Source organism: Streptomyces sp. NPDC127119, from assembly GCF_042677425.1.
GTDB lineage: Bacteria > Actinomycetota > Actinomycetes > Streptomycetales > Streptomycetaceae > Streptomyces.
The window spans coordinates 91,812-116,770 of record NZ_JBHXTO010000008.1 but is presented as its reverse complement, the minus strand read 5'-3'; the positions used below and the strand labels follow the sequence as shown (position 1 = coordinate 116,770).

General features: G+C 68.0%; 23 protein-coding genes and 1 pseudogene. 10 read left to right on the top strand and 14 right to left on the bottom strand.

Features of this window, described 5'->3' with window-relative positions; translation table 11 throughout:
* Positions 1-352: 352 nt before the first annotated feature.
* Positions 353-1,110, top strand: a pseudogene (locus ACFVH5_RS06620) (ABC transporter substrate-binding protein); the annotation flags it as partial.
* A 494-nt stretch (positions 1,111-1,604) separates the two neighbouring features.
* Here ACFVH5_RS06620 and ACFVH5_RS06615 read toward each other — a convergent pair.
* Entirely contained in the window at positions 1,605-1,925 is a 321-nt protein-coding gene (locus tag ACFVH5_RS06615) for an STAS domain-containing protein (RefSeq protein ID WP_385832520.1), read from the bottom strand.
* Positions 1,926-2,156: 231 nt separating this feature from the next.
* Positions 2,157-2,945 (bottom strand): alpha/beta fold hydrolase, encoded by a 789-nt coding sequence (locus ACFVH5_RS06610; RefSeq protein WP_385832488.1) that lies wholly within the window; start codon positions 2,943-2,945, stop codon positions 2,157-2,159.
* A 265-nt stretch (positions 2,946-3,210) separates the two neighbouring features.
* On the opposite strand from ACFVH5_RS06610, the gene ACFVH5_RS06605 reads away from it, so the two are divergent.
* Together ACFVH5_RS06605 and ACFVH5_RS06600 are read left to right on the top strand one after the other, a co-directional pair.
* A complete protein-coding gene (locus ACFVH5_RS06605; protein WP_385832487.1) occupies positions 3,211-3,783 on the top strand; it encodes a hypothetical protein in 573 nt (190 codons plus the stop codon).
* A gap of 272 nt (positions 3,784-4,055) precedes the next feature.
* Entirely contained in the window at positions 4,056-4,298 is a 243-nt protein-coding gene (locus ACFVH5_RS06600) for an ANTAR domain-containing protein (RefSeq protein WP_385832486.1), read from the top strand.
* Positions 4,299-4,411: 113 nt separating this feature from the next.
* Here the strand turns inward: ACFVH5_RS06600 and ACFVH5_RS06595 are convergent, their stop codons facing one another.
* The gene (locus tag ACFVH5_RS06595; protein WP_385832485.1) at positions 4,412-4,621 is read right to left on the bottom strand and encodes a hypothetical protein; all 210 of its coding nucleotides are present in this window, start codon (positions 4,619-4,621) and stop codon (positions 4,412-4,414) included.
* Positions 4,622-5,641: 1,020 nt separating this feature from the next.
* Entirely contained in the window at positions 5,642-5,998 is a 357-nt protein-coding gene (locus ACFVH5_RS06590) for an STAS domain-containing protein (RefSeq protein WP_385832484.1), read from the bottom strand.
* 423 nt (positions 5,999-6,421) lie between these two features.
* On the opposite strand from ACFVH5_RS06590, the gene ACFVH5_RS06585 reads away from it, so the two are divergent.
* Positions 6,422-6,667 (top strand): hypothetical protein, encoded by a 246-nt coding sequence (locus ACFVH5_RS06585; RefSeq protein WP_385832483.1) that lies wholly within the window; start codon positions 6,422-6,424, stop codon positions 6,665-6,667.
* A 66-nt stretch (positions 6,668-6,733) separates the two neighbouring features.
* Here ACFVH5_RS06585 and ACFVH5_RS06580 read toward each other — a convergent pair whose 3' ends face one another.
* Positions 6,734-8,434: a SpoIIE family protein phosphatase gene (locus ACFVH5_RS06580; RefSeq protein WP_385832482.1), complete on the bottom strand. Its 1,701-nt coding sequence runs from the start codon at positions 8,432-8,434 to the stop codon at positions 6,734-6,736.
* Between the two features lie 67 nt (positions 8,435-8,501).
* The gene (locus ACFVH5_RS06575; RefSeq protein ID WP_385832519.1) at positions 8,502-8,837 is read right to left on the bottom strand and encodes an STAS domain-containing protein; all 336 of its coding nucleotides are present in this window, start codon (positions 8,835-8,837) and stop codon (positions 8,502-8,504) included.
* An 847-nt stretch (positions 8,838-9,684) separates the two neighbouring features.
* Here ACFVH5_RS06575 and ACFVH5_RS06570 point away from each other — a divergent pair.
* The 4 genes from ACFVH5_RS06570 (at position 9,685) to ACFVH5_RS06555 (ending at position 16,545) form a co-directional block, all read left to right on the top strand.
* Positions 9,685-10,128, top strand: a complete 444-nt coding sequence (locus ACFVH5_RS06570) for an ATP-binding protein (RefSeq protein WP_385832481.1) — start codon at positions 9,685-9,687, stop codon at positions 10,126-10,128.
* Between the two features lie 1,781 nt (positions 10,129-11,909).
* Positions 11,910-13,472, top strand: a complete 1,563-nt coding sequence (locus ACFVH5_RS06565; protein ID WP_385832480.1) for a DUF4331 domain-containing protein — start codon at positions 11,910-11,912, stop codon at positions 13,470-13,472.
* Positions 13,473-13,555: 83 nt separating this feature from the next.
* Positions 13,556-14,893, top strand: a complete 1,338-nt coding sequence (locus tag ACFVH5_RS06560) for a tetratricopeptide repeat protein (protein ID WP_385832479.1) — start codon at positions 13,556-13,558, stop codon at positions 14,891-14,893.
* Positions 14,890-16,545 (top strand): nickel transporter, encoded by a 1,656-nt coding sequence (locus ACFVH5_RS06555; protein WP_385832478.1) that lies wholly within the window; start codon positions 14,890-14,892, stop codon positions 16,543-16,545. Before ACFVH5_RS06560 ends, ACFVH5_RS06555 begins: the two co-directional genes overlap by 4 nt.
* A 37-nt stretch (positions 16,546-16,582) precedes the next feature.
* Here ACFVH5_RS06555 and ACFVH5_RS06550 read toward each other — a convergent pair whose 3' ends face one another.
* From ACFVH5_RS06550 to ACFVH5_RS06530, 5 genes are all read right to left on the bottom strand, one after another.
* Positions 16,583-16,873, bottom strand: coding sequence for a hypothetical protein (locus ACFVH5_RS06550; protein ID WP_385832477.1), 291 nt, complete (start codon positions 16,871-16,873; stop codon positions 16,583-16,585).
* Positions 16,874-17,150: 277 nt separating this feature from the next.
* Positions 17,151-17,876: a hypothetical protein gene (locus ACFVH5_RS06545; RefSeq protein ID WP_385832476.1), complete on the bottom strand. Its 726-nt coding sequence runs from the start codon at positions 17,874-17,876 to the stop codon at positions 17,151-17,153.
* Between the two features lie 60 nt (positions 17,877-17,936).
* Positions 17,937-19,013, bottom strand: a complete 1,077-nt coding sequence (locus ACFVH5_RS06540) for an NADH:flavin oxidoreductase (protein WP_385832475.1) — start codon at positions 19,011-19,013, stop codon at positions 17,937-17,939.
* 394 nt (positions 19,014-19,407) lie between these two features.
* The gene (locus ACFVH5_RS06535) at positions 19,408-19,788 is read right to left on the bottom strand and encodes a hypothetical protein (protein WP_385832474.1); all 381 of its coding nucleotides are present in this window, start codon (positions 19,786-19,788) and stop codon (positions 19,408-19,410) included.
* A gap of 327 nt (positions 19,789-20,115) precedes the next feature.
* A complete protein-coding gene (locus ACFVH5_RS06530; RefSeq protein WP_385832473.1) occupies positions 20,116-20,682 on the bottom strand; it encodes a TetR/AcrR family transcriptional regulator in 567 nt (188 codons plus the stop codon).
* Between the two features lie 83 nt (positions 20,683-20,765).
* On the opposite strand from ACFVH5_RS06530, the gene ACFVH5_RS06525 reads away from it, so the two are divergent.
* On the top strand, positions 20,766-21,140 hold the full coding sequence (locus tag ACFVH5_RS06525) for a MerR family transcriptional regulator (protein ID WP_385832472.1): 375 nt from the start codon (positions 20,766-20,768) through the stop codon (positions 21,138-21,140).
* On the opposite strand, the gene ACFVH5_RS06520 is transcribed toward ACFVH5_RS06525, so the two are convergent.
* A complete protein-coding gene (locus tag ACFVH5_RS06520; RefSeq protein ID WP_385832471.1) occupies positions 21,092-21,925 on the bottom strand; it encodes an alpha/beta fold hydrolase in 834 nt (277 codons plus the stop codon). The genes ACFVH5_RS06525 and ACFVH5_RS06520 overlap by 49 nt on opposite strands.
* Before the next feature lie 40 nt (positions 21,926-21,965).
* Positions 21,966-23,054: an NADH:flavin oxidoreductase gene (locus ACFVH5_RS06515; RefSeq protein ID WP_385832470.1), complete on the bottom strand. Its 1,089-nt coding sequence runs from the start codon at positions 23,052-23,054 to the stop codon at positions 21,966-21,968.
* Positions 23,055-23,334: 280 nt separating this feature from the next.
* Here ACFVH5_RS06515 and ACFVH5_RS06510 point away from each other — a divergent pair, with 280 nt between their 5' ends.
* Complete coding sequence (locus ACFVH5_RS06510; RefSeq protein WP_385832469.1) at positions 23,335-24,537, top strand: MFS transporter; 1,203 nt, start codon at positions 23,335-23,337, stop codon at positions 24,535-24,537.
* Positions 24,538-24,623: 86 nt separating this feature from the next.
* On the opposite strand, the gene ACFVH5_RS06505 is transcribed toward ACFVH5_RS06510, so the two are convergent.
* Positions 24,624-24,806: a hypothetical protein gene (locus ACFVH5_RS06505; RefSeq protein ID WP_385832518.1), complete on the bottom strand. Its 183-nt coding sequence runs from the start codon at positions 24,804-24,806 to the stop codon at positions 24,624-24,626.
* Between the last annotated feature and the right edge of the window lie 153 nt (positions 24,807-24,959).

Here is a 24,959-nt window from a genome sequence, read left to right as displayed (position 1 = left end):
GGAACCCGGAGCCGACACTCCTGCTATTGCATGTTATATGCAGTCACATATGTAATGCAGCGAGTCTCTCGGGTGTTCAAAAGTGGGCACGAGGATCCACGCACCGCCCTGAACTTCCCGGGCGCACCCCTTCCGCTCCGCTCTGAACCGGACGCCCCCGCCTCTCACGACACCTCGTGAAGCAGCAAGTCGGGAGCGACTCTTCTCGCCGCCGCACGAGACATCAACACCCCTCAACTGCAGCACGGTTACCCCGATCCAGGAGGAGGACTGATGCCCGACTGTCCCGGCTAGCCCTAGTGTCACGAACTCATCGCAAGAACGGTTGATTTGCAGCAAGGGCGTGGGGCTGATGACGCCCTGCCGGATACGAGGTGCCGCCGTCATAGCGGCGATGGTCACCGGGCTCACTGCCTGCTCCGCTCCGAGCAGCGGCGGCGACGAGTCCGCCGACTCCGTCGTGATCGGGGTGGTTTCCGAGCCGGACACGCTCAGCCCGCTCCTCGGCTACGGCAAGGTCTTCGGCGGTCTGCTCGGGACACCGACCTGAAGCTCGGACCCGTCCTCGCCGAGGCGCTCCCCGGCGTCGACGACGACGGCCTCACCTACACGTACGCCCTGCACGAAGGGGTGAAGTTCAGCGACGGCGAACCGCTGACGGCCGATGACGTGGTCTTCACCTACCGGACCATCCTGGACGAGAAGACCAACAACACCGCCCGCAGCGAACTGGACGCCATCAAGGACGTCCGGGCCGACGATGACAGCAAGGTCGTCTTCACGCTGAAGTACCCGTACGCGCCTTTCGCCGGGCACACCGTGCTGCCCATCATCCCCGAGCACCTGGCCGGCGGACAGGATCCCAACACCGGTTCCTTCAACACCGAACCGATCGGCACCGGTCCATACGTCCTGGCCGCCTGGCACAAGGGCGAGAAGCTCACGTTCAAGGCCAACGCGGACTACTGGGGCGGCGAGCCGAAGGTGAAGACGTTCACCATGGCGGTCATCGGTGACGACAACGTACGCGCCACCCGGCTGCGCTCCGGCGATGGCGCGATCCTCCCACCCAGCCTCGCCGCCACCTTCAAGAACGAGGGCGGCAGGAAGCCTTCAGCCACAGCCGCCCGCTTCTCGACGTCGCCCGCGACATACTCGCCCGCCGACTCCGGATGGTTACTGTCGAGCGGCTCCTGCACTCCACTACACGAAGTGGGCCAGAGCTATTGTTTTGACGTCAGTTGAGGGCTTGCGTTGGGAGCGTGCGTTGTGCTCGTACCGCTGGGGGCCTCATGAGAACTTGCAGCGGCCAGCTGAACGCAAGGATGGCTGCTGTTCCAGATGACGTCCCCTTCGGGTCCTATCGGGGGTGGGAAGCGGTGCGGAGTCGGGCGATGGCCTGCTGCAGGTCGTCGAAGGCGCGTTCTTCTTCCCGCGGCCCGACGCGGGAAGAAGACAGGACACCGTCCCGGGCTGCGCGGACACGGGCATAGGCGTCGAAGGAGGCGAGGACCTCCTGGACCGCACGCTCCTGCGCAGTGGACGGGGGCACAGCGGAGGGACCGGTGGGGATTGGCATCGCCGGGTTCTTGTCTCTCTACGAGCTACGGACGGGGACGAAGAGGTGCGTCGAGGAGACGCTGCATACCCAGTTCCTCTAGCACCCGCAGGCTGCGGGACGAGGCGCGGGTGATCACGAGACGGACACCGCAACGGCGCGCAGTGGCCGCGGCAGACAACAGCAGTGTGCTGGTCTCCGGTGCGAGGTAGGTGACCTTGCCCAGGTCTACTTCCACGACGCCGGGAGCCCGGGCGAACGCTCTCAGGAGCCTTTTACGCACGCGCGGGACCCTGCGGGACGTCAGTTTCCCCCGCAGCCGGACAACGGCCTGAGCGCGATGGCGAGGAGGGGGCCTGAGCTGCACGATAAGCCTTTCGGGCGCGACGGATGAGTTGCCGACCAGACTTCCCGGCACACCACCCACCCCTGCACGCAGGCTGAGCTGGCACCACCCTACGTGCCGTCCCCGCCACCCGCACCATCAGAACTGCCCCGCCCACCATCAGCGGCTATCGCACACCCAAGCGGCATGATCATGAAAGGAATGTACGGGGACGGGATACGACAGGAATCCTGCGCTTCCTCCCGCCCCAGGTCACCGGTGCGGCATCGTGCTCAGGAAGTCCAGGACGAGCCGGGTTGCGACAGCACGGTACTCCTCGAAATAGGCGTGCCGTGCTCCGGGGATCATGTGCAGCCGGGCGCCGGGGATCTGATTCGCGAGCAGGGAGGCGTTCGCGACAGGGTTGAGCAGGTCGTCGCTTCCGTGGATGACCAAGGTGGGCGCACTGATACCGGGCAGGAGCTGCCACGCGTCGTGCTGGCTGCTGGCCACCAGGTGGCGGCGCCGGGCATGGGCGGGCATGTCCGGGTCGCCGAGCGTCTGGTAGGGGCCGGGGTGGGCTGCCAGCCAGGCCGGGGTGTACATCAGTTCCAGCAGGGCCTGTCGCGCCGCGCCCGGTTGGGTCTGTGCCAGTGACGCGCGTACGTCGTTGTCGCGTTCGGCGCCGTGCGGGCTGCCTGGTGACGTGCACCCGAGAACCAGGCCGTGCACCCGGTGCGGGTGGCGGGCCGCGAGCTGCTGGGCCACGCGTCCGCCCATGGACGTGCCGTAGACGTCGGCCCGGTCGACACCGAGGTCGTCGAGCACCGCGATCACGTCCAGAGCGAAACCCTCCGTGCTGTAGGGCTTGTCGGGTTTGCCGCTCTCACCCGTTCCGCGGTAGTCGAGCGTGATGGTGCTGCGGTCGGCGTGGAAGTCGTCGCGCACGCCGTCCCACCAGTGATGGTTGTTCGCCTGGCCCGCCAGGAGAACCAGCGGTGCCCCCTCGCCTCGGACCTGATAGGCGATATCAACCCCGTCAGGCGTCGTCGTGTGCGGCATTCAGGTCGTCACTCCTCATGGGCAGGATTCAGCGCGCGTGACGCTGAGAGCGTCCGTAATCCAGTACGGCATGGACTCTATGACCTGCGTGTTCACCTCTGTGCTTGACTGCTCCATGCCGTCTGCGGAGCAACTGAGGAGTGAACCGGACGATGCAGCCACCACAGCACCCGTCCGGTCCGGCACGGTGACCGCCTCCGGCCCCGATGGGGGCACGCCTGAACATCCCTGGCGAGGCATCGAACTGGACGTGTACGAGCGGCACATGGGCGACTCACGGGTCGGGCAGCTCCAGCAGCTCCGCGCCATCACCAGTGAGCAACTCGCGGCGTACCCGTCCCGCGCCGTCGGGGTGCTGGGAGTCGCGGGAGGAAACGGGCTCGACCTCATCGACCCGCAGAGCACGGACACCGTGTACGGGTACGACATCAACCCCGGCTACCTCGACGCCTGCGAGGCCCGGTATCGGGACGTCCTCGGCGATCGACTCCATCTGATCGAGACGAGCATCGACCGCTCGGTGAGGATCGAGCCCGTCGACCTCCTCATCGCCAACCTCATCGTCGAATACGTGGGTACCGAGGAGTTCGTCGCTTTCGCTGCCGCGAACGCCCGTTCCATCGGCGTGCTGTCGTGCGTGATCCAGCGCAACGACGTGGCAGGCTTCGTCAGCTCGACGGAGCACTCCTCGTCGTTCGACGGCCTCGCCTCGGTGTCCTCCGACATCGACCCCGAGACCCTGGCCTCAGCAATGTCGGATGCGGGATTCGTGGCCCTGGGCCGCTGCGAGTACCCCTTGCCGAACGGCAAAGCCTTGGTGCGACAGGACTTCCGGTAGACCCACCTCGGCTCACATCGGTACAGCCGTGACCGGCGATAACGGTCACGTTTCATCTCAACGTCAGCCGAGGGGGCCTGCCGTGAATCCGTGAGACGTGCTTCTGCCACGGGTACGTTCGGTGTATGAGCCCGCTCTCCCGTCCCGAAACCCGGCGCGGCGCTACTGAGCAACAGCGTCCGGCGTCACACGACCAGGCGTCCCGCTCCTGCCCGTCCCACACGTCCGCCCGGTCTCCTGCCGGGCCGACAGAAGCACTGTCCGAGGAGGTTGTGCAGCTGCGCGCTGCGGTGCAGAGGCGGCCGGTCATCGACATGGCCCGCGGCATGCTGATGGCCCGGTGGTCCTGCTCCGAGGACGACGCGTGGGAGCTCCTGGTAAACGTGTCGCAGCACTCCAACACCAAGCTGCACGACATCGCCGAAGCCGTCCTCGCCAGCGCCCACGGCGGGCCGCTGCCCGTACCCCTGCAGGAACATCTGGCCGCCGCCGTCGCACGGCTACGCGCACACTGACTCACGCGCAAAGCTCACGCGTCACAACTGCTGGGCTGTGCGGTGCCCGGCAGCCCCGGCCGGTGACCGTCAGACCCTGTGCATACCCCCGGCGCCTGGCGGGAGGCGGAGCGTCACATCCGGTCCGCCCGTGCGCGGCCGACGCCTTCGCCCTCGATGTGGCCGCGCACGGGCTGGCCTTCGGGCCGCAGAACACGTTCTCCCACATCTTCGCCACCCAGGTCGACCTGGGCCGACCGCGCATCGCGCTGTCCCTCACCGACAACCTGGACGACGCGCTCGCCTGGCCTGCCGCCGATCCGGGTCTCGCCGACCCGGATCAACTACGCGCGCGCTCAACTCGGCATTGGCGACCGCGGGGGCGCGCTGGAGAACCTGTCGACCGCGTTCGACACCGCCCCGCAGATGGCCCGCATCCGTCCCATGGGCCGGGAGGTCTTCCGCGTCCTGTCGTCCCTCAACCGGCGCAGCAACCCCCAGCTCGAACGGCTCTCCCGGCATCAGCCTCTGAGAACCTGCGTGGTCAGCGGACCACTGCCGACGTGTCCGCGGCGATCACGTCGGCCACGGTGCGGCCGTGCACAGAGACAATCAAGGCTGCGTCCATGGCGAGGGCACGTGCCTCTTCGAGATCGAAGAGGTGTTCCTCGCGGGACCAGGAGGTGCCGTCGGCACTCAGGTACGTGCCACCGTGACCACCCTGCGGACCGGCATGGAAGATCGCCCACTGGCCCCAGGGCGGACCATTACCCGGATCACGTAGGCCGCGTAGTCGGGGTGGCTCACAGGGAGGGCGCACGCGCCGAATTTCAGGGGCTCAAAGCTGACGGGGACGGAGTTCGTCATTCCCTCTCCTTCGATCACGTTGTTCACGAAGCCGTGGCACCATCAGCTGTCAGTAAGCGGTGCGGGTCTCGCCGAGCCGGTCCAGCCGTTCGTAGAGAGCGTGGGCCAAGCGGGCACGGTTGAGGTGCGCGCGCGGCAGGTGTGGAAAACGCCGGACCGGCAAACCGTTCAATAGGCCGTGTGCTCGCGCCGATGGAGTACACGGCGGTACTCCCGCAGGCACCCGAGGTTCTCCCGCCCTTGCGGCGCATGCGGTTGGAGGCAGGCCCGGCTGCGCAACAGGGGGAGCACGCGCAGCCGGCCCCTGCCGTGCCGAGACCGCTTCTGGTCTGAATCAGATAATCCGCCACCGCCATTGTCGGCACAGGGCCTGCCGGGCCGGCGTCATCCTTCACCTTCCGGCCGGGAAGGGCCACCGGTTCGCCCCTCACCACTGCGCAGGCGCCCGCGTCGTCGCGCACCGCCAGCAGATCCTTCCGGACGGGAGGGCCCCGTGGTCAGCGGCCGGTGCCGGGCTTCGTCTCGGGAAGCGCGTCCTGGACGCTCGGATACAGGCGCAGCACCTCGTTAGCGCCGGTCAGTTCCAAAAGACGCACCATCGCGTGCGGCACGTCCGCCAGCCGCAGGTCCGTGGCCTGGCGCAACAGCAGCAGAAGGTTCAAGAAGGTGGAGTCGGCGAACGTGACCGCGCTCAGTTCCAGAACCAGGACAGGCACGGCGGCCGCCGTGCCCTGCAGACGCATGCGCTGATCCGCCAGCGAGGCAAGATCGAGATCACCGCGTACCGACACCACCCACGCCCCACGGCACGCGTACTGCTTTCCCAGCACAGTAAACGACGGCACAACATCCACCGGGACAGTATGGCGCCGGCGCACACGCCCAACCAGCCGCTGACAAGCCACCCGCGCATACCCGCACCGAGGCGCGGGCCAAGAAAGCGGCCGGACGGCAAAGTCCTTCCCCTTGGCCTTCGACTTCACGCGGATCGGACGGCGGCCAGAGCCCAGTCCAATGCCGTGCGGATCTCGTCTGCCGAGCGGATCTCGTCGCGGGTGTCGGTGCTGTCAGGGATGCCAGGTGTCCTGCCATCCAAGGTGGAGTTCGTAGGGCAGGGCAAAGACTTTCATGATCTGAAAGGCGCGGGATGAGTCCGCAGACCAGTACACGCCCCGGTCCTGTTCGCGTCTGATGCGCTGCGTTCGAGGGCTTTGGTGAAGCGGTCGGTGATCTGCGCGCGGCGGGTGAGGCGGTACGTGCGGGCGGTGCAGAGGAGAGTGATCCCGGCACCGAGGGCCGCGGGGAACACCACCACCGCGGTCCGCAGACCCGTGACGAGCGCTGCGGGCCCCTCGGCGAATTCCTTCTGGGCGATGTACGCGTCGTCCGCCTACGACGCCGACGACCGCTGGCAGCGTGCGCGGTCCGCCGGGTGGGACCCGGAGGATGTGGCGACGCTGGGCAAGCTCCTCGAACGCCTCACCGCGCAACAACTCGCCGGCCCCCAGCCTGTGACCGGCTGACGTCTGTCATTGAGCCGATTATCGGGACGCTGATCGCCGTCGGCGGCAAGACGGCCCGGGCAGGGATCAGGAGGTGGGGGTGCGGACGGCGATGAGGGTGATGTCGTCGCGGGTGTCGCCCAGTTCCTGCGCGAGCCGGGCGCACAGGCGTGGCAGGGGCAGGTCGTGGTGGGTGTCGAGGTGCTGGCGCAGGCGGGTCATGCCGGTGTCGAGGTTCTGGGTGCGGGATTCGACGAGGCCGTCGGTGTACAGGACGAGGGTGGCCGCGGGGGGCAGGGTCATGCGGGCGGTGGGGCGTTGCATGGTCGGTCTCAGTCCCAGGAGCATGGCGTGGGGGCCGGTGAGGTAGGTGCTGGTGCTGCCTGCGGCGAGGAGCAGGGGTGGCGGGTGGCCGGCGACCGACCAGGACAGTTCCCAGGTGCCGTCGGGGTGAGGGTGCAGGCGGGCGAGGACGACGGTGGCGGAGTCGGCGAGGCGCAGGTGGGCCTGGGCAGTGTCGAGGCGCTGGAGGATCTGTCCGGGGTTCTCTTCGGGGCGGTCGACGGCCAGGGCGCGGAGCATGTTGCGCAGTTCGCTCATGCGGGAGGCGGCTTTGATGTCGTGGCCTGTGACGTCGCCGATGACCAGTGCGGTGTCGCCGTCGGGGAGGGGGAAGGCGTCGTACCAGTCGCCGCCCACTTCGGCGGCGTGCTGGGCGGGCTGGTAGTGCGCGGCCAGTTCCAGACCGGGTACGTGGGGCAGGTCGGTGAGCAGGGCGCGCTGGAGTGTGGCGGCGATGTCGGCCTGGGCGGCGTGCAGCCGGGTGTTGTCCAGGCCCAGGGCGGTGCGGCGGGCGATCTCCTCGGCCACGAGGCGGTCGGCTTCGTTGAACGGGGGGCTGGCGGCGGCGCGGATCAGGGTGAGCGCTCCCAGAGTGAGTGCGCGCATCCGCAGTGGGACGATCAAGGCGTCGGCGGCTTCCACCAGGTTCAGCAGATCCTCGCCTGCTCCTGTGGCCGGTTGCGGCAGGTGCTGGGCGGTGCCGCCCTGACGGATGCGGACCAGGGCGGCCCGGTGTTCGGGGTGTTCGGGAACGTTGAGGTCCGCGGGGGTGACGGGCAGTACGCCAGGCGCGTGGTGGGCCCAGGCCACGCGGCGCATGGTGGGCCCGTCGGCCAGGTCGATCAGCGCAGTGTCCGCCAGGCGGGGAACCAGCTGGCGTACCAGACGTTCCAGTGCCTGTTCCGCGTCCAGGGTGCTGACCATGGCCAGGGTCAGTTCGCTGAGCCAGGTGATTTCCGCGAGGTCGTACTCGGCCTGTTCGCGCATCGTCTCGCTGTGCGCGTAGCGGTCCGCCCGCCGTTCGGCGCGCTCGCGCTGGGCGGACGCGTCGTGGAAGACGACGACCGCGCCGTTGCCGTGCCCGGCTTCGGGCGGCAGGGGAAGCGCCGACCACCACACCGGCAGCGCGCTGCCGTCCGCGCGCAGCAGTACCGCACGGTCACCGCTGATCCGCTTGCCCTGGGCGACGTCCTTGAGGACCGACCGCTGTTCGCGCAGGCCCTCCGTGTTGCCGGCGGCGGGATTGAGCGCGTCGTGTGCGTTGACGCCGATCAGGGCTCCGGGCTGGTAGCCAAGCAGGTGTTCCGCCCACGGATTGCAGGCGATCACCAGTCCCTGGCTGTCGATGGCGTAGATGCCGGCCCCGGCGGCAGCGAACAGGGCAGACATCAGCGCATCGCCCGCCAGCGGGGCGGCGGGGATGCCTGTTTCAGTGAAACTCTCCACCCGCCGTATTGTGCCGAACCCTCTTCCCCGCGCGAAGAGGGAGGCCCTCCGACGGCGCTCCGGGTCTTCATGCGGTCACCGGGCCTGTCGCTGAAGGCACATCGGGGTACTGCTCGATCACTGTGTCCAGTCCGGTGAGTTCCAGCAGCTGCCGGATCTGTTGGCCGGCGCCGGCCAGCCGCACGCAGCCCTTCACGGCTTCTGTCGAGCGCATCGCGTAGACCAGCACTCCCAGCCCGCTGGAGTCCATGAAACTCACCGCCTGCAGGTTCCACACCAGATGCGCCCGGCCCGCCACGACCAGTTCGTCGACCGCCTCACGCAGCAGCGGAACCGTTGCCAGGTCCATCTCACCGGACAGCGTCAAAACCGCCCACGTCCCACAGTCACGGGAGCGCTCCACACCGGACACCCGGGGTCCCTCCCCACCTCATATAGCCCGATCATCCCACCAGGCGGACGCCCGGCCAGCCACCGGCACGCGCGGAAGCCGACGCCATCCCCCCGGCCCCCGGCCGGATCGGTGCGCGGCGTCGAAGGGCCCCGTCCCCGCGGGACCGTTCATGTGTGGAGCAGCGAGCGGCCGCAAGGGATCGCGGCGCCCTCGTGGCAGACCTACCCGGGCCTTTTTTCGCTAACACCGCGGGGCGTGGGCCGGACGCCGCATCCCAGCGCCGACCGGGCACGGGCACGGGCACGGGCACGGGCACGGGGAAGTATCCGGCTTGGCCGCGCCTGGCGGCGTCAGCGTTTCAAGGTCTGATCCACTGTGGGGTAGCAGACGATGACGGTGTCCAGGCCGACCAGCTCAGCAGGCGCATCACCGGCGCCTGCGCGCCGGCCACCCGTACCCAGTCGCCTCTCCTGCCTTGCAGGCGTCGATGAGCACGCCGACACCGCTGGAGTCGGTCACCGTCCTCGCGGGCGTATCACCGGCCGCAGGAGCGAGTGCCTTCCCCGCGTGCTCGCGTGCCGTGTGGTCCGTTCGCCGCGCAGGGTGACGACGTGCACGCCGTCGATGCTGGTGGAACCGGCCGACAGCAAGCCGGGCTGTGCGGAGCGCGACGTGGCCACCGTGTCCTCGACTGCGTTCGCTGACGTGTTCGAAACCGAGCCCATATCCCCATACTGCCCCGGAAACGCCGAGCAGCATGCACGGCCACACCGTCCGGTCCGGCTGGAACTGCTTGGGGCAGGGCGCATACGGGTACCCGGGGCGGACAAGCAATAGCGAAGGCGGGCATACATAGATGAAGTCGATCCGGGACGACGGTGAACACACGCCGGACACCCCTCGTCCCCTGTCCCTCGCAACACCTCTGAACGGAGACACCTTCTGCATCGCCCACGCACGCCGCCTCGCTGCCGACTTCCTAACCCGCGCCCAAACCGAGAAGAACGTGACCGTCTCCGAGCGCGCCGTGGACCTCACCCAGCTCGTCGTCAGCGAACTGGTCACCAACGCCCACCGCCACGCCCCCGGCCCGATCCGAATGGAACTGCGCATCACCGGTCCCATGGTCGAAGTGACCGTCCAGGACAGCACCCGGATCCGGCCGATCCCACGCTCCGCAGACCCCAAACGGATCGGCCAGCACGGACTTGAGATCGTGAAAGCCGTCGCCAGCCACTTCCACGTCTGCCTCCAGCCCTCCGGCAAACGCGTCAGCGCCCGCGTCCCTCTCACCGCCTAGCCATTCAGCTCGCACCTCAGCCGTCTGCTTGATCCTTCTTTGTTGACGGGACGGCCATAGCAGGTGCGGAGAGGCACTCGGCTGCGGCGTCCCACCATCAGGTGCCGTCGCCAAGCAACGTGAAGTACGGAGCGGGCCGGGCTCGGAAAGCCGCGTGCTGCCGCCGGTGGCTCACACGGCCCCTGCTCTCACGGATGCTGGCGGTCTCCCGCTGGCGTCCGTCATCAAGGCGAGTCCGGCGCGACCGATACCCGCCCGAAAAACGCTCACACCTGGGCCCTTTCGGAGACGGTGGACCACAACAACGCCTTCGCCAGTCCCCTCGTCCGGTCCTCGGATTCCGGGCGACGAGGAAGACGACGAGGCTCCATCGGACACGAGTGGGTGTGCAGCACACATGGCCCGATCTCGGGAGCACAGGGGCCCGAGGCCGTTCGCCAGGGGCAACCGCGAATGTTGCCCCTGCCGGAGAGCTTCATCTCGCTGCGGGAACGACGTTCGCCAAACCGTTCCCGCCCTCTGGTGAACACCGCCGACGTCACGCCCGCCTCGGCAGCCGGAACCTGACCGCAACAGCGCCGCCTCATGATCTACCGCATTGCCCCGGCGCAGCGTCGAGCAGGTTCGACGCGGGCTCATGCCGCATCGACGGGCGCAGGCACATCCCGGCCGGCCAGCGCATCCAATGCCAGCCCCGGCCTTTGGACAGGTCCGGCACCGGCTCCCCCTCCCTCATTGAGCAAATGCGTGTCGTGGAAGCCCGAACCCTGCCCGGCCCCCTGGGCCTCCGCATCACTTAACGTGAAGAACCCCATAGGTGAAGTCACCACGGGGACCGACACTCAGGCAGCCTCCAGCGCCCCCGGCCTTTCCTCACCGCCCTCGGCATGAGGCAGGAAAACAAAGTGCTGTCCACCACTGCGGATACGGCGGCACCGTAGCTGAGCTCGCAGCCGGAGCGAACCAGCAGCTTCGGGACAGCTCCACCCTCCATGACGGTGCCACCACCCCCACTGAGCGACGTCAGCGATAGGCCGATCGAGCGAAAGAGAGCTCTCGGAGCGAGCCATCCGGCTTGCCGTACCGGAATACGTGGTGAGGGTCAGTGCCAGGTACGAGCCACGTACCCGGCAGCGTCGCTCCGCGACGCCCTGATGCTCCAGTCCATGGCCGTTAACGGGGCGCCATGGACCGGATGGTCCCCTTGTCCGGATCATGGCTGGCGCAGTGCGCCACTTTGATCAGGAGCGGTACGGGCAAGGGGATCCGTGCGGGCGGCGGCTTCGGCACCGCCGCCCGCTGCGCCTCCATGCCCGGTCATGTCCCCGGCCCAGCCCTGGTCGCGCGACCGGCGGATGGCCAACAGCGCCTACCGGCAGTCTCGTTGCTTCACCAATCTCATTGCGCACCTCATGCGACAAGGAGGCGATTCATCGTTCGGACTAGCGGATTCCTTCGTGTCGGAGACGGAATCTGGGTGGCGGTCCAGCCCGGGAACGCCGCCCTGACATGTGAATTCGCCGCCGCATGGGGCCAGCCGACCATCCGGCCGGAGGCAGAACTCCACCCCGCCGACCGCTTGGCATGCTTTCATGCTGCTTGCGCAGCAATTGCGTGGTGGTGTGTCCCGGACCGACAGCCCCGTTGCCTTTCTGTCGCTCCGGACAGTGCGTGTTCTTTCGCCGCGGTGCCGACCGTCAATGCCATCCGTCTCCCATATCTCCATCCGATCCCGTCCACAGGGTGTCGGGTGAAGCCTGTCTGCCCCTGGAAGGAACTCTGTGAAGGCAACGACCGCAAGACGCCGTTCGCGACGTGTCCTGGACCACTCCCTGCTCGCACTCGGCACCGGCACTCTGGCCGTCTCGGTGAGCGTTGTGAGCCTGGCGCCCGGTGTCAGTGAGGCGTCCAGTCACCGTGAGGCGCCGCTCATCGCCGGTGACCCGCGGGCGGACAACACCGACGTCTACGCATTCACCAGTCCCGACAAGTCCGACAGCGTCACTCTCGTCGCGAACTGGATCCCGTTCGAGGAGCCCAACGGCGGTCCGAACTTCTACGCCTTCGCGGACGACGCCCGCTACAACATCAAGATCGACAACAACGGTGACGGGGTGTCGGACGTCACCTACACCTGGCGCTTCCACAACCAGGTCCGCGACGCGGCCAACCAGTTCCTCTACAACACCGGACAGGTCACCTCACTGACCGACCCGGACCTGAACTTCCGCCAGGTCTACGACCTGGTCCTCACCAAGAACGGCAGGAGCCGGGTCCTCAAGTCCAACGTGCCGGTGGCACCGTCACGGGTGGGACCTGCCTCGATGCCCAACTACGGCGCGCTGCGCAACCAGGCGGTGAGCTCCCTCGCCGGGGGCGGCAAGACTTTCGCGGGGCAGGCCGACGACCCGTTCTTCGCGGACCTGCGCGTCTTCGACCTCCTGTACGGCGGCAACCTGTCCGAGCGAGGACAGGACACCCTCGCGGGCTACAACGTCAACTCCGTCGCCCTGCAGATCCCCAAGAAGGAGCTTGCGCTCAGGGGTAACAGCTCACGCAACCCGGTCATCGGCGTCTGGTCCACCACCGACCGCGAGGGCGTACAGGTCGCCGACTCGCGCACCCGCCACGACAAGTGGCGGCAGGTTTCACGGCTGGGCAATCCGCTGGTCAACGAGGTCGTCGTCCCGCTGAAGTACAAGGACGCCTTCAACACTCTCAACCCGGACCAGGACCGCACCGTCAAGCCGGTCGTGGACAAGGTCTACGACCCCATCCTGCCCAAGCTGATCCAGAAGGTCTACGGAGTTCCGGCACCCGCCACTCCCCGCAACGACCTCGCAGAGATCTACCTGACCGGCATCTGCAAGGCATGCGGGCCCATCAAGGCCGACCTCAACGCCCACCGGCTGAACAGGGACGCAAGCCGCAAGCAGATCGTGCCCGCCGAGGAACTGCGCCTGAACATGGCCGTGCCTCCCACCGCCAACCCCCAGCGGTACGGCGTGCTCGCCGGAGACCTCGCGGGATTCCCCAACGGTCGTCGCCTCACCGACGACGCCATCGACATCTCGCTCCAGGCCGTGGAGGGCGCGGCCCAGACCGGCACGCTCGTCCCCGCACTGGCCGACGGCGACAAGGTCAATGCCAACGACCGGCCCTTCGACACGTCGTTCCCCTACCTGGCCCTGCCCCACACCAAGTCCGTGAACAGCGGGCCCGGCGGAACCCAGGCACAGCAGTCGTCGCTGAGGACCTCCAGCGCCGCCGGTGCCGGTGCTCTGGGCTCCCTGATGCTGGGCGTCGGCGGCTGGCGGCTGCGCCGCCGCAACAAGACCAGCTGACGCCTTCGGGTCACGAGGCATTGCGCCGGTGTCCGCCCCTGCCACAGCGGGCCGGGCACCGGCTACCTCAGCAGGGAGCCCTCATGCACAACCAAGCCTCCACACCGGGCCCCTCACGGGCCAGCCGCCGATTGCGCAGTGCCGTCGTCACCCTGGCACTGGGCGCGGCCCTGTTCACCACCGGCGCCGTAGTCCTGACTCCGGACGCAAACACCACGACGGCGGCCGAGGCCACCGGCCGCCCGGCACCGGCCAGAGGCACGCTCGGCGCCCTGCAGGACCGCGTACACCACGTGCCTCAGGACGCCGGCGCGTGGGCCGCTCTGGGCATGGCCTACGTCCAGCAGGCCCGCACCACCGCCGATCCCGGTACCTACAACCGTGCCGAGAAGGCCCTGCGGCGATCGCTGGCCGCACAACCCGACGACAACACCAACGCACAGATCGGCATGGGGGCCCTCGCGGCAGCACGCCACGACTTCCGCACCGCACTCGACTGGGCCCGGCAGGCGACCGCGAGCAACCCGTACAACCCGGTCGCCTACGGAGTCCTCGCCGACGCCTACACCCAGCTCGGCCGGTATCCCGCCGCCTACCGGGCTGTTCAGCGGATGAACGACCTGCGCCCGGACGCACCCGCCCTCGCCCGCGCCTCGTACACCTTCGAGCTGCGCGGCGACACCGGCCAGGCAGTCACACTCATGAGGCGTTCGCTGAACGCCGCCTCGACCACCGGCGAGCGGTCCTTCGCCCACGCCGTCCTGTCCACCCTCGCCCTGCAGAGCGGCGACGCCCGTCAGGCGCAACGTGAGGCGCAGGCAGGTCTGCGCCAGGCACCGCGCGACTCGGCCCTCCTCGAAGCCCGCGCGCGGGCTCAGGCAGCCCTGGGAAACACCCGTCAGGCTCTTGCCGACTACCGGGCCGCGATCGCCATCGCCCCGCTGCCCCACTACCTGCTCGGCCTGGGTGAACTCCAGCAGTCACTCGGCCATCCGCAGGAAGCCGAGGCACAGTACGCCGTCCTGCGCGGCCAGGAAGCCATCCGCCGCTCCGGCGCCACCCCGGCCGACACCGACGCGATCCTCTTCGAAGCCGACCACGGCCGCCCCGCACAAGCGGTGACGATGGCGCAGGAGACTTTGCGCGCACGGCCGTTCATCGCCGTTCACGACGCGCTGGCCTGGGCCCTGCACCGCGACGGCCAGAACCGCGAGGCACTGCGACAGGCCGACCATGCACTCAACCTCGGTACCCGCAGCGCACTGTTCCTGTACCACCGCGCGGTCATCCACCACTCCCTCGGCGACGACACCGCGGCGCGCTCGGACCTCAAGACGGCATTGCGTACCGAGCCGCACTTCCATCCCCTGCACGCGGCCACGGCACGTGCCCTGCTCCAACGGATCGACGACACCTCATGAACCACGCCCTGCAACGCGCCACACTCACAGCCGTCTCGATCGCCCTGGCCACCGCAGGCGGGCTCTCCCCGGCCGACGCGGCGCCCGCACACCCCCTGGGCAACTTCACCGTCAATTACCACACCGGTCTCCGCCTGCACCCCGACCGGATCAACGCGACAGTCATCGTCGACCGAGCGGAGATCGCAACACTGCAGGAACGCGCCGACATCGACGACGACTTCGACGGCGCCATCTCCCCCACCGAGGCACGCGCATACGCCGAGGTCGGCTGCTCGGCTCTCGCCGACCAACTCCATGCCACCGTGCGGGAAACCCCCGTCGCCTGGCGAGTAATCTCGTCGGGACTGACCTACGAACGCGGCGATGCGGGCCTCACAACCAGCCGCCTCACCTGCGCCTACACGACCGCCGCCGACCTCTCCCGCCCCGCAAACATCGGCATCCGTACGAACTACCCCGCACAGCGCATCGGCTGGCGCGAGATGACCGTGTCGGGCGACGGCGTCCGCATCCCCGGTACCGACCTGCCGAGCGTCTCCCGCACCGACGAACTGAGGCACTACCCGGATGACCCGGCGGCTAGCCCGCTGGATCAACGAGCCGCCCGACTGCGCACGGTGCCGGGCGCGAGCGCAGAGGCGAGTTCGGGCGGGACCGCCCTGCCCGGCGCGGGCTGGTTCGACCAGGTCCTGGGGAAGACCTCAGCCGCCTTCGACTCGCTCGTCGGCGCCCGCGAACTCACCCTGCCCATCGGCCTGTTGGCCCTGCTACTGGCGCTGGTTCTCGGAGCCTCGCACGCTGTGCTGCCAGGGCACGGGAAAACCATCATGGCCTCCTACCTCGCCGGTCGGCGCGGTACGCGACGCGACGCGGTAACGGTCGGCGCCACTGTCACCCTGACCCACACGGCAGGTGTGCTCGTACTGGGACTCGCTCTCCCCGTCGCCACCCACCTGGCTGGCGAGACCGTCCTGACCTGGCTGGGCGCGGCAAGCGGCCTGATCGTCACGGGCATCGGGCTGTGGCTCCTCGCCTCCGCCCTGCGCAACAAGCCCCATCTCGGTCACCACCACCAGCACGGCGAAGGCCACGACCACGGGCACCACCACAGCCACCACAGCCACCACAGCCACCACAGCCATGAGAACCATGACCCCATTTCAGTCAGTAGCAGCCTCAAGGAACTCAGGGAACTCCTCCCACGGCGCCGGGCTCCTCAGCCGGGCAGAAGCGGCGCCGTGGCCACGCTCGTCAAGCCCGCGGACGCCGCACCTCTCGGCGCCGCCCACCACCACACCGAGCCCAGCCGCGCCGGCCGGGGCGGCCTCATCGGGATCGGCATCGCCGGCGGCCTTGTACCCAGCCCGTCCGCCCTCGTCGTCCTCCTCGGCGCCGTAGCGCTGGGCCGGACCGCTTTCGGGGTATTCCTGGTCATCGCCTACGGCCTAGGCATGGCCGCGACTCTCACCCTCGTCGGCCTCCTCCTGGTGGGACTGCGGGAACGCCTGGAAGCCCGCCTGAAATCGTCATCCGGCAGCCACACTCGCGCCGTTCGCGTCCTCACCCGCCTCGGACCCGTGGCCACCGCTCTCCTGGTCGTAATCGTCGGCCTAGGCCTCACCGCCCAAGCGGTCATCGCGTCCGCTTGAGCCCTCAGCGCGACTCCCTTCTGCGCCTCAAAGAGGTCTAGAGTCGGTCGCGGCGGTGAGTCCAGCGCTGGAGTTGCTTCCTGCGCTCCCGTGTCCTGAGCACACGCTTCTGGGCATCGACCCGGACCAGCAGCCTGCGTCCTGGCCCCGCCGTCTTCCAGAACCCCCAGGCGTATGCCTCACCCTTGCCTCCGCCGACCAGGCGCCAGTGCTGCCCACCCTCTCCGGGCCGACCGCTCGTGGTCCGGTCCGCGGGCGCGAGTCCGGTGTGGGCGGCGAGGTGGATCCTTGCCGCGGTTCCCACACCCACCGCCGCAGCGAAGCTCACGCGCCGACGGCTCCAGTCCCTTCTCCGGCAAGCCGGCCGACTCCGCGGGATCGAAGCAGTAGCCGACCGACCGCGATCGCGTACGGGGCTCCCGAGCAGCCCGCGCTCCGGGCGATGCCACCCATCTCGTTCAGCGGGCGGGCCTGGATCCGCGAGGACGCCTCCAGCCCGAGTGCGTCAGCCCTCACAGTTTGGGCCCGTCCCGGCCGGCCCCTCCAAAACCGGGAGCTCGTACTTGTCAGAGCTGGGGCCGGTCGCCACCGATGCGCCACTGCGCCTACTTCTTGAGTCGGCGGCTTCCCGCGTGCCAGTCCTCGGTCGTGCCCGTCTGCCCTGGCGTCACCCCGAACGAGGGCAGTTGCGGCCGCTCACGCAGACTGCGCTTGAGCTCGGCGAAGCCGGGGAATCGGGCGAGACCGATGACGTGATCCCACAGCACCCCTGCTTGTTCCTCGTCGGGCAGCCGACTGATCACCGGCCCGAAGAAGGCGACGCCCTGGGGCGGCTCGAAGTGCACGATCGGTGTGCCGACGTCCTTGCCCGTCAGTGACAGCGCTTCGTCGGACTCGGCCTGGATCTCGACGTCGCGGGCCGTGTCGTCGAGTGCGTCGACGAGCGAGGTCGGGAGGTCGGCCTCCGCGAGGGCCTCCGAGACGAGGGCAGGGTCGGCCTGCCACCCGGGGGCCCGCCCGTCGTCGGGGCCGGCCTCCATGATGCGCGCGCCGAAGGCCTGGTAGAGCGGTCCGGTCACGTCGCGACCGTGTCTCTCCCGGGCCGCCGAGGCCACTCTCAGCAGCCGTAGGCCCGCCGTGTGCTGGGCCGCGTACTCCGGGGGGAAGTGACTGTCGTAGTCGAGGTGCGAGTTGATCAGGCGCAGGGAGATGAACCGCCACTCGACGGTGTACTCGCGCTGTGCCTGAACCAGCCGAATCCACTTGCTCGTCATCCATGCGAAGGGGCAGACGGGGTCGAAGTAGAAGTTGATGTCGGCTTTCTTCGTCATCGTGGCCACAATCCTGGGTCGGGTGATTTCCTGTGCGATGAGTGCTGGAACGGTGCCGGTTCAGTAGACCAGGGTCTGCCATCCCTTGACGTAGTTGATGAAGCGCTCACTCAGCCCTCCCTCCCGCAAGTACTGCGCCGTCACGGGAAGTTCCGGACTCTCGTACAGCGGGTCGGACCTCACCTGCCGGGGGAAGTCCCGCTGGAGAATGCCGGCTCGGCCGATCAGTACGAAGTCGCAGCCCTCGTCCAGCAACTGCCCAGCACGCCGGGCGCTCCTGACCTTTCCCGCGGCTCCCACGCGCACACCCTTTCGGGGAAGGTCCGTGAAGACGCTGAGCATCGTCTTTCCGCGGAACTCCCCCTCCTGCACGATCTGTGCGGAGTCCCACAGGGCAAGATCTAGGTAGTCGATCAATTCCTGATCAAGGATCTCGGTGACGATCTCGCGCAGTTCCGCCAGACGCAGCCCGTAACGCTCGACCGACAGACGCCAGCCGATCTGGAATTCGGGACCGCACGCCCTGCGGATCCCTTCGATCACCTCGATGGTGAGGCGTGCTCGATTCTCAGCATTTCCGCCGTATTTGTCCGTACGGTTGTTGAGCAGGGGGGACATGAACTCTGACAAGATCCATCCGAAAGCGCCGTGCACGGAGACGCCGTCGAATCCTGCCCTCTCCGCCCTGACCGCGGCCGCGATGAAGCTGTCGCGGATGCCCTCCACCTGTTCCGTTGCAAGTGCTTTGACACCCGGCACCGTGTTGCTGGAAGCCGGAGCCGGAACGCCTCCCAGTTCCGGGCGGGCGCGATGGCCGGCGTGGTGCAGCTGTACTGCCGACAAGGCCCCTCCCTCCCGGACCGAAGTGGCCATTTCGGCCAGGCCGGGAAGATGCTCATCACTGTGGATTCCGAGCTGGCGCACGAATGCCTTGGCGCCGGGTTCGACGGTGGCGGCAGCAGTCTGGATCAAGGCGTAATCGCCTTGCGCGAGCTGCCTGATCCACTCCTGATCGATTGCGGACACGGAACCGTCATGTTCACTCTGCTGATTGGTGAGCGGCGCCAGCATGAACCGATTTCGCATGGCAGGACCGTGCGAAAGAGTGAGCGGATTGAACAGATCTGGGACTGACATCAAGACTCCAGGTGGTCGTGGGGGCGAGGGCACAGGCCAGAGGGATGTACAACGACGCGCCCAACGTCATACGGCGTAGAGGGCGTCCTGAGCGGCCGTCGCGTGGGGCCGGCATCCGGCCGCCTCGTCTCGCGTCGCCGGTACCTTCGCGCAACCTCGCCCAAGGGGCTGAGGGACCGAGGGAACCGTTCCGGTGGCCGTCCCGCAGCGTGCGGGACGGCCACCGACAGCAAGGGAACATGCACTTCCCCCGCATGGGCCGGGCGAGGTGATCGGCCGCAGCCCTCTCCCTGTTCCAGCTACTCCGGCTACTCCAGGTTCCGGGCTCTCCGACCGCTCCCGGAGAATCACAGCGCCCTGCCGCGCTCCATGAGCGGCGAAAGGCGCCGTGGCATCAGAAGGTCAGAATCCGGTAGCCGGACTCCACCAGTTCCCGGATGCTCGCGACGCCCGGGGTGCCGGGCGCCTGGTTCTGGCCGATCTGCTTGATCCCCTCATCCTCGATGCCCTTGTTCGCGCCGAAGACGGTCGTGCAGCCCGAGGAGGCCACCGTGGCAACCTGCTTCTTCACCGCCGCGTAGAGCTCATGGGCGGGGTGATCCGAGTCGGCCAGCACGGCGGGCCAGCGCGTGCCGGTTCCCTGGAACAGCACCAGGGCCTCGCCCTCCTGCGCGAACTCCCAGGCAGTGGCGAGGGCGTCGAAGACCCGCCCCAGCGCTTCGTCAGTACCGGTCGACGGGTCGGACAGAACCACGACTGCGGTCTTACTGCTCATTACGGATGCTCCTCAAGAGTCGTACGAGGTGGACGAGTTCATTTTTACCGTACGTTCGGTAAACTTGCAAAAGTGACCTGTGCCACATTCGTGAAGGTGCGTGTCGCGTTCCTGGGCTCAGCTCTTGCGGCGCGTTCGGTGGAGTGCGGCCAGCGTCCGCAGGGTCGGCCGGGCACGACTCGCAGGCCGCTCATCGACATCAGCGCATGGGCGGCCGGTGGGTGGACAGTCACCGTGCGGCAGCTGCCGAGGCGCTACGGGAGAAGGGCCGGTGCCGGAATCCCGGGAACAGCGGCGCTCGGCCTCCAGCCCGGTTCAGACAGGCACCTAGACCCGCTCGGGCGCCAGAAGGGTCGGCAAAAGGGCCACGGCTTCCGTGAAGGGCTCCGTGTCACCCAACACCCGGGCAAGCACCAAGGCCCCCTCGATCCGCAGGAACACGTCTTTGGCGACGCGCCGCGCGTCATCGGGGCCCCGACCCGCGCGCTGCGCGGCTTCGACCATCGCCTCGATCCACGTCACGGCGAGCGAGCGGGCGTGTTCACGAACCTTCGCCGGAGCGCCCGCCAGCGTCATGGTGTCGAGGACGCACGACAACGCCCCCGCCCCGTAGAAGTCACTCAGCCGGCGAGCGGTCTCGTCCATCCCCTGCGAGACGTCGGACTCCGTCCGCAGCGGTTCCAGGATCCACAGGAAACGCTCGCCCACGGCGGTGAGGACCGCCTCCGCGATCCCTTCCTTCCCGGCGGGGAACCGGTGGTAAAGGCTCGCCCGCTGCAGGCCCGAGGCCGCCGAGAGGTCGCCGATCAGGGCTCCTTCGAAGCCCTTCTCGCGGAAGACGGGCATGAGCAGGTCGAGTAGTTGAGCCTCGCCGATGGAGGGGGGACGCGCCATTCTTCAATGTTACCGAACTTTCGGTAACATTGAAGGCGAGGCCGACGCCGGCCGACGTATGACGTTCAACCGCAGGGGCGCTGATGAGGATCAAGGAGCTTTCGGAGCGGGTCGGTGTGTCGACCCGTCTTCTGCGTTACTACGAGGAGCAGGGTCTCCTCGCTCCTCGTCGCGAGGAGAACGGCTACCGGTGCTACGAAGAGGCGGCCGTGGAGAGGGTCGGGCAGATCCGCGGTCTGTTGGGGGCGGGGCTGACCACCGAGATCATCCGTGAGGTCCTCCCGTGCTTGGCCGCCGCCGCGTGTTCTCAGTACGACGACCCCGATTTCGTTCGCCGGATCGCAGCAGAACGAGACCGGCTGCGGGAGCGCGTCACCGTTCTGACACGGAACCTGAACGCTCTGGACGACTATCTGAGCGCTGTGTCCCGGGGTGCGTCGTCCGCCGATGCCGCCTGACCGTGCACGAACCCATCCTCACCGTGCACGAACTCACCGAGCACGCGGTTGAACGTCGCCGGATCCTCCAAGTAGGGAAGGTGTCCACTGCCGGAGAGACGACTGATCGTCACCTCACCTGCGAGCGAGGCCAGTTGATCGGTGGACGACGACGGGACGAGGCGGTCCCGCTCCCCCACGATCAGCTGCACGGGAACGGTCAATGCACGGAACTCCTCGACCTGATCGGCCTCGTCGACCTGGTGGAAGACGGCGTTCACGTGTGCGGGATCGATGCGGTCCGCCGACTTCAGAAGACCTCTCGTTATGCCGGCGTGTCCGTGGACGCCCATGCCGTCGAGCAGCAGCTCCGCCCATGTGCGGGCACCACCCGGGCGCAGGAGCAGGTCGTAGAGTTCGGCGCGTTGCCGGCGCTCGTGCGGCGGGAGCTCCAGGTACCCGTTCACGATCGTCAGACGCCTGACACGATGCGGTGACCGTGCCGCGAGCATGATGCCGACTCTCGCCCCCATCGCCAGTCCCACGACTGAGACCTGGTCCACTCGCAGATGGTCGAGCACCGCGTGAGCGGCGTTCGCGTAGTGCCCGAACGGGACTCTCGTTCCCGTGGATCGCCCGTGACCGGGCAGGTCCAGGGTGATCACGCGATGATGCCGTGCGAAGGCCCGGCGCTGATGCAGCCAGTTGTTCGCGTTGCCGCCGAGATCATGGAGGAACAGGATCGCGTCACCGGCGATGCCCTCGTCGGTGTAGTGAAGTGTCTCTCCGTGCCAGTCCAGTTCCATCGCTTCGCATCCTTCCAGCCGGATCCGGTCAGTCCCCTTCCTAAAGGCTGCCGGGCCGTACGAAGTCTCCCCAGCCGCGCAGATGGTCGATGAAGCGCTCGCTCAATCCGCCTCTCCGCAGGAAGTCCGCGGACACGGGAAGAGCCGGGCTCCGGTGGGAAAAGTCCGACTCCACCAAAACGGGGCAGTTCCGCTCCAGGATGCCGGCCCGGCCGATCAGCACGAAGTCGCATCCCTCGTCCAGCAGTCGCGCGGCACGCTCGGCGCTCCTGATCCGGCCCGCCGCACCAAGCCGGACGCCCTTGCGCGGCAGATCAGCGAAGACACTGAGCATCGTGCGCCCTCGGAACGCACCCTCCTGGACGATCTGGCCGTAGTCCCACAGGGCCAGATCCAGGTAGTCGATCAGCTCTCGGTCGAGGATCTCCGCGGTCATCTCCCGGAGTTCTCCGAGGCGCAGGCCGTACCGTTCGATCGACAGACGCCATCCGATCTGGAAGTCGGGTCCGCATTCCCGGCGGATCCCTTCGATCACCTCGATGGTGAAACGTGCGCGATTCCCAAGGCTGCCGCCGTACCTGTCGGTCCGGTCGTTGAGCATCGAGGACATGAACTCCGACAGGATCCAACCGAAGGCGCCGTGGACCGCGACTCCGTCGAACCCGGCCGCCTCGGCTCGCTTGGCGCCTGCGATGAAACTGTCCCGGATGCGCTCCACCTCTGCCGTCGACAGCGCCGAGACGTCGGGGAGCGTCTTGCCGGAGGCAGGCGACGGCACACCGCCGAAGCGCGGGTTCGCACGGTGACCCGCGTGGTGGAGCTGGACCGCGGACAGGCCGCCGTTCCGGCGGATCGAAGCGGCCACCTCTGTCAGCCCGGGCAGGTGCTCATCGCTGAAGATGCCCGGCTGTCGAGCGCACGCGATCCCACCGGCTTCGACGATCGTCGCGCCCGTCTGGACCAGCCCGTAGCCGCCTCGGGCCAGCTGGCGCATCCAGTCCTTGTCGAACTCGGACAGGAAACCGCCCGGCTCACTCTGCTGACTTGTCAGCGGCGCCATCATGAACCGGTTTCGCATCGCAGGGCCGTGCAGAAGAGGGAGGGGCTCGAAGAGGTCTGAAACGGTCACGGACAGTCTCCAGTTCAACAGCGGTCACTCGGCGGACGGGTGCGGCCGGCTCGTCGTTCACTCGGACCGGCGGCGCGTGACCCACGTTCACACCTTCACATCAATGAGAAGGCAAGCCGTCCACCCCCCAGAAAAGCCGCTGGCAGCCCTGTTTGCCTTCACATTGATGTCAAAGTTGCAGGATCCTCCACGTTCCGCGAACGCGGTGCACGCAGACGTGATGCACCGAGACGTGGCAGGCCGTCGAGCTTCGGCTCCGGCCTGCCGGGAGGAAGAAGAAATGACCAAGGTTCAGGACACGATCCCGCATGCGCAGAGAGAGGACCGCCTCCCCGTCGCGGCTCTCGTCGCACTCTTCACAGCAGGTTTCATCACCACGCTCACCGAGGCCCTGCCCGCAGGGGTGCTCCCCGAGATGAGCCGTGCGCTCGGTGTTTCCGAATCGATGGCCGGGCAGACGGTGACCATCTACGCCCTCGCCACGATGCTCACGGCGATCCCCGTGGCGGTCGCCACGACGAACTGGCCCAGACGACACCTCCTCATCGTCGCGCTCATCGGATTCCTCATCGCCAACCTCGGCACGGCCATATCCGTCGACTACACGGTCACGATGGTGGCGCGGTTCGTCGCGGGCGCGGCGTCCGGTGTCACGTGGAGCATCCTCGGCGGCTATGCGCAGCGCATAGCTCCGGACGCGTTGAAGGGCAGGGCCATGGCCTTCGCTTTCGCCGGTACGCCCGTCGCGCTCGCCCTGGGTGTTCCCATCGGGGCATTCCTCGGCCAGATGGTGGGCTGGCAGGTGACCTTCGGCCTCATGTCGGTGCTGAGCGGGCTGCTCATCGTCTGGGCGATGTGGAAGCTGCCCAACGTCCCCGGCCAGGAGGCCGCCGAGCGGTTGCCCCTTCGCCGCCTCCTGCGCATCGGAGGCCTTCGCACCATCCTGGCCGTCACGGGCGTGTACGTGCTCGCACACACCATCCTCTACACGTACATCGCGCCCGTGCTGGCGGGAGTCGGGCTCGCGGACCAGGTGCAGTGGATCCTGCTCACCTTCGGTATCGCCTCGATCCTGAGCATCTGGCTCACCGGCGTGTTCGTCGACCGGCACCACCGGCGCCTTGTCATCCTCAGCACGGTGTTCTTCGCCGCGGCGGCGGTGGCACTGACCCTCTGGTCCGGGAACGTGGTCGTGGACCATGTCGCGGTGACCGCATGGGGACTCGCCTTCGGCGGGGCCGCGACCCTCTTCCAGGGCGCACTGATGACAGCATCGCGCGAACACGCCGACGCCGCCCAGCCGTTGATGGTCACGATGTGGAACGGCGGCATCGGACTCGGCGGCCTGATCGGCGGCATCCTCCTGGCCGGCCTCGGATCCGCGTCGCTCATGATCGCGGTTGCGGTCCTCGCCGTCTTCACAGTGATCGTCGTGGTCCTCGCACGCACTCACGCATTCCCCGGACCCCGTGCGCGAAGTTGACGGCTCGCCGAACCGGCCTTGCCTACGAAGCCTTTGATCGTCTCGGCCAGCACTCAGATTGAACCGCTCCGGGATCGGTGGAGGCTCTATGCGTTGATCTCAGCTGTCCGTCGGGGCTGGTGCTGAGCGTAGTAGTTGCTCTCGCGTTCGTGAGGCGGGATATCTCTGATCTCTGCGTGAAGACGCTGGCTGTTGAACCAGTCGACCCAATCCGCAGTGGCGAGCTCGACGTCGGCCAGGCCGCGCCTGGGCCTGCGGGGCTTGATCAGCTCCGTCTTGCAGAGGCCGATCTAGGACTCCATGAGCGCGTTGTCCAGGGCGTCGCCCACGCTGCCGATCGAGGCGCCGATGCCGGCCTGACGCCATTTCAGTTGGCGTGGGGGGGGGGGGGGCCCGGGCCCCGCGGGCCGACAACCCCCGGG

What these genes read in the sequence shown, in the direction of transcription:
- ACFVH5_RS06510 (WP_385832469.1), top strand. Translation starts at nt 23,335, where the DNA reads ATGACCAAGGTTCAGGACACGATCCCGCATGCGCAGAGAGAGGACCGC.
- ACFVH5_RS06555 (WP_385832478.1), top strand. Translation starts at nt 14,890, where the DNA reads ATGAACCACGCCCTGCAACGCGCCACACTCACAGCCGTCTCGATCGCC.
- ACFVH5_RS06605 (WP_385832487.1), top strand. Translation starts at nt 3,211, where the DNA reads ATGGGCGACTCACGGGTCGGGCAGCTCCAGCAGCTCCGCGCCATCACC.
- ACFVH5_RS06520 (WP_385832471.1), bottom strand. Translation starts at nt 21,925, where the DNA reads ATGGAACTGGACTGGCACGGAGAGACACTTCACTACACCGACGAGGGC.
- ACFVH5_RS06610 (WP_385832488.1), bottom strand. Translation starts at nt 2,945, where the DNA reads ATGCCGCACACGACGACGCCTGACGGGGTTGATATCGCCTATCAGGTC.
- ACFVH5_RS06525 (WP_385832472.1), top strand. Translation starts at nt 20,766, where the DNA reads ATGAGGATCAAGGAGCTTTCGGAGCGGGTCGGTGTGTCGACCCGTCTT.
- ACFVH5_RS06535 (WP_385832474.1), bottom strand. Translation starts at nt 19,788, where the DNA reads ATGAGCAGTAAGACCGCAGTCGTGGTTCTGTCCGACCCGTCGACCGGT.
- ACFVH5_RS06540 (WP_385832475.1), bottom strand. Translation starts at nt 19,013, where the DNA reads ATGTCAGTCCCAGATCTGTTCAATCCGCTCACTCTTTCGCACGGTCCT.
- ACFVH5_RS06545 (WP_385832476.1), bottom strand. Translation starts at nt 17,876, where the DNA reads ATGACGAAGAAAGCCGACATCAACTTCTACTTCGACCCCGTCTGCCCC.
- ACFVH5_RS06570 (WP_385832481.1), top strand. Translation starts at nt 9,685, where the DNA reads ATGAAGTCGATCCGGGACGACGGTGAACACACGCCGGACACCCCTCGT.
- ACFVH5_RS06530 (WP_385832473.1), bottom strand. Translation starts at nt 20,682, where the DNA reads ATGGCGCGTCCCCCCTCCATCGGCGAGGCTCAACTACTCGACCTGCTC.
- ACFVH5_RS06560 (WP_385832479.1), top strand. Translation starts at nt 13,556, where the DNA reads ATGCACAACCAAGCCTCCACACCGGGCCCCTCACGGGCCAGCCGCCGA.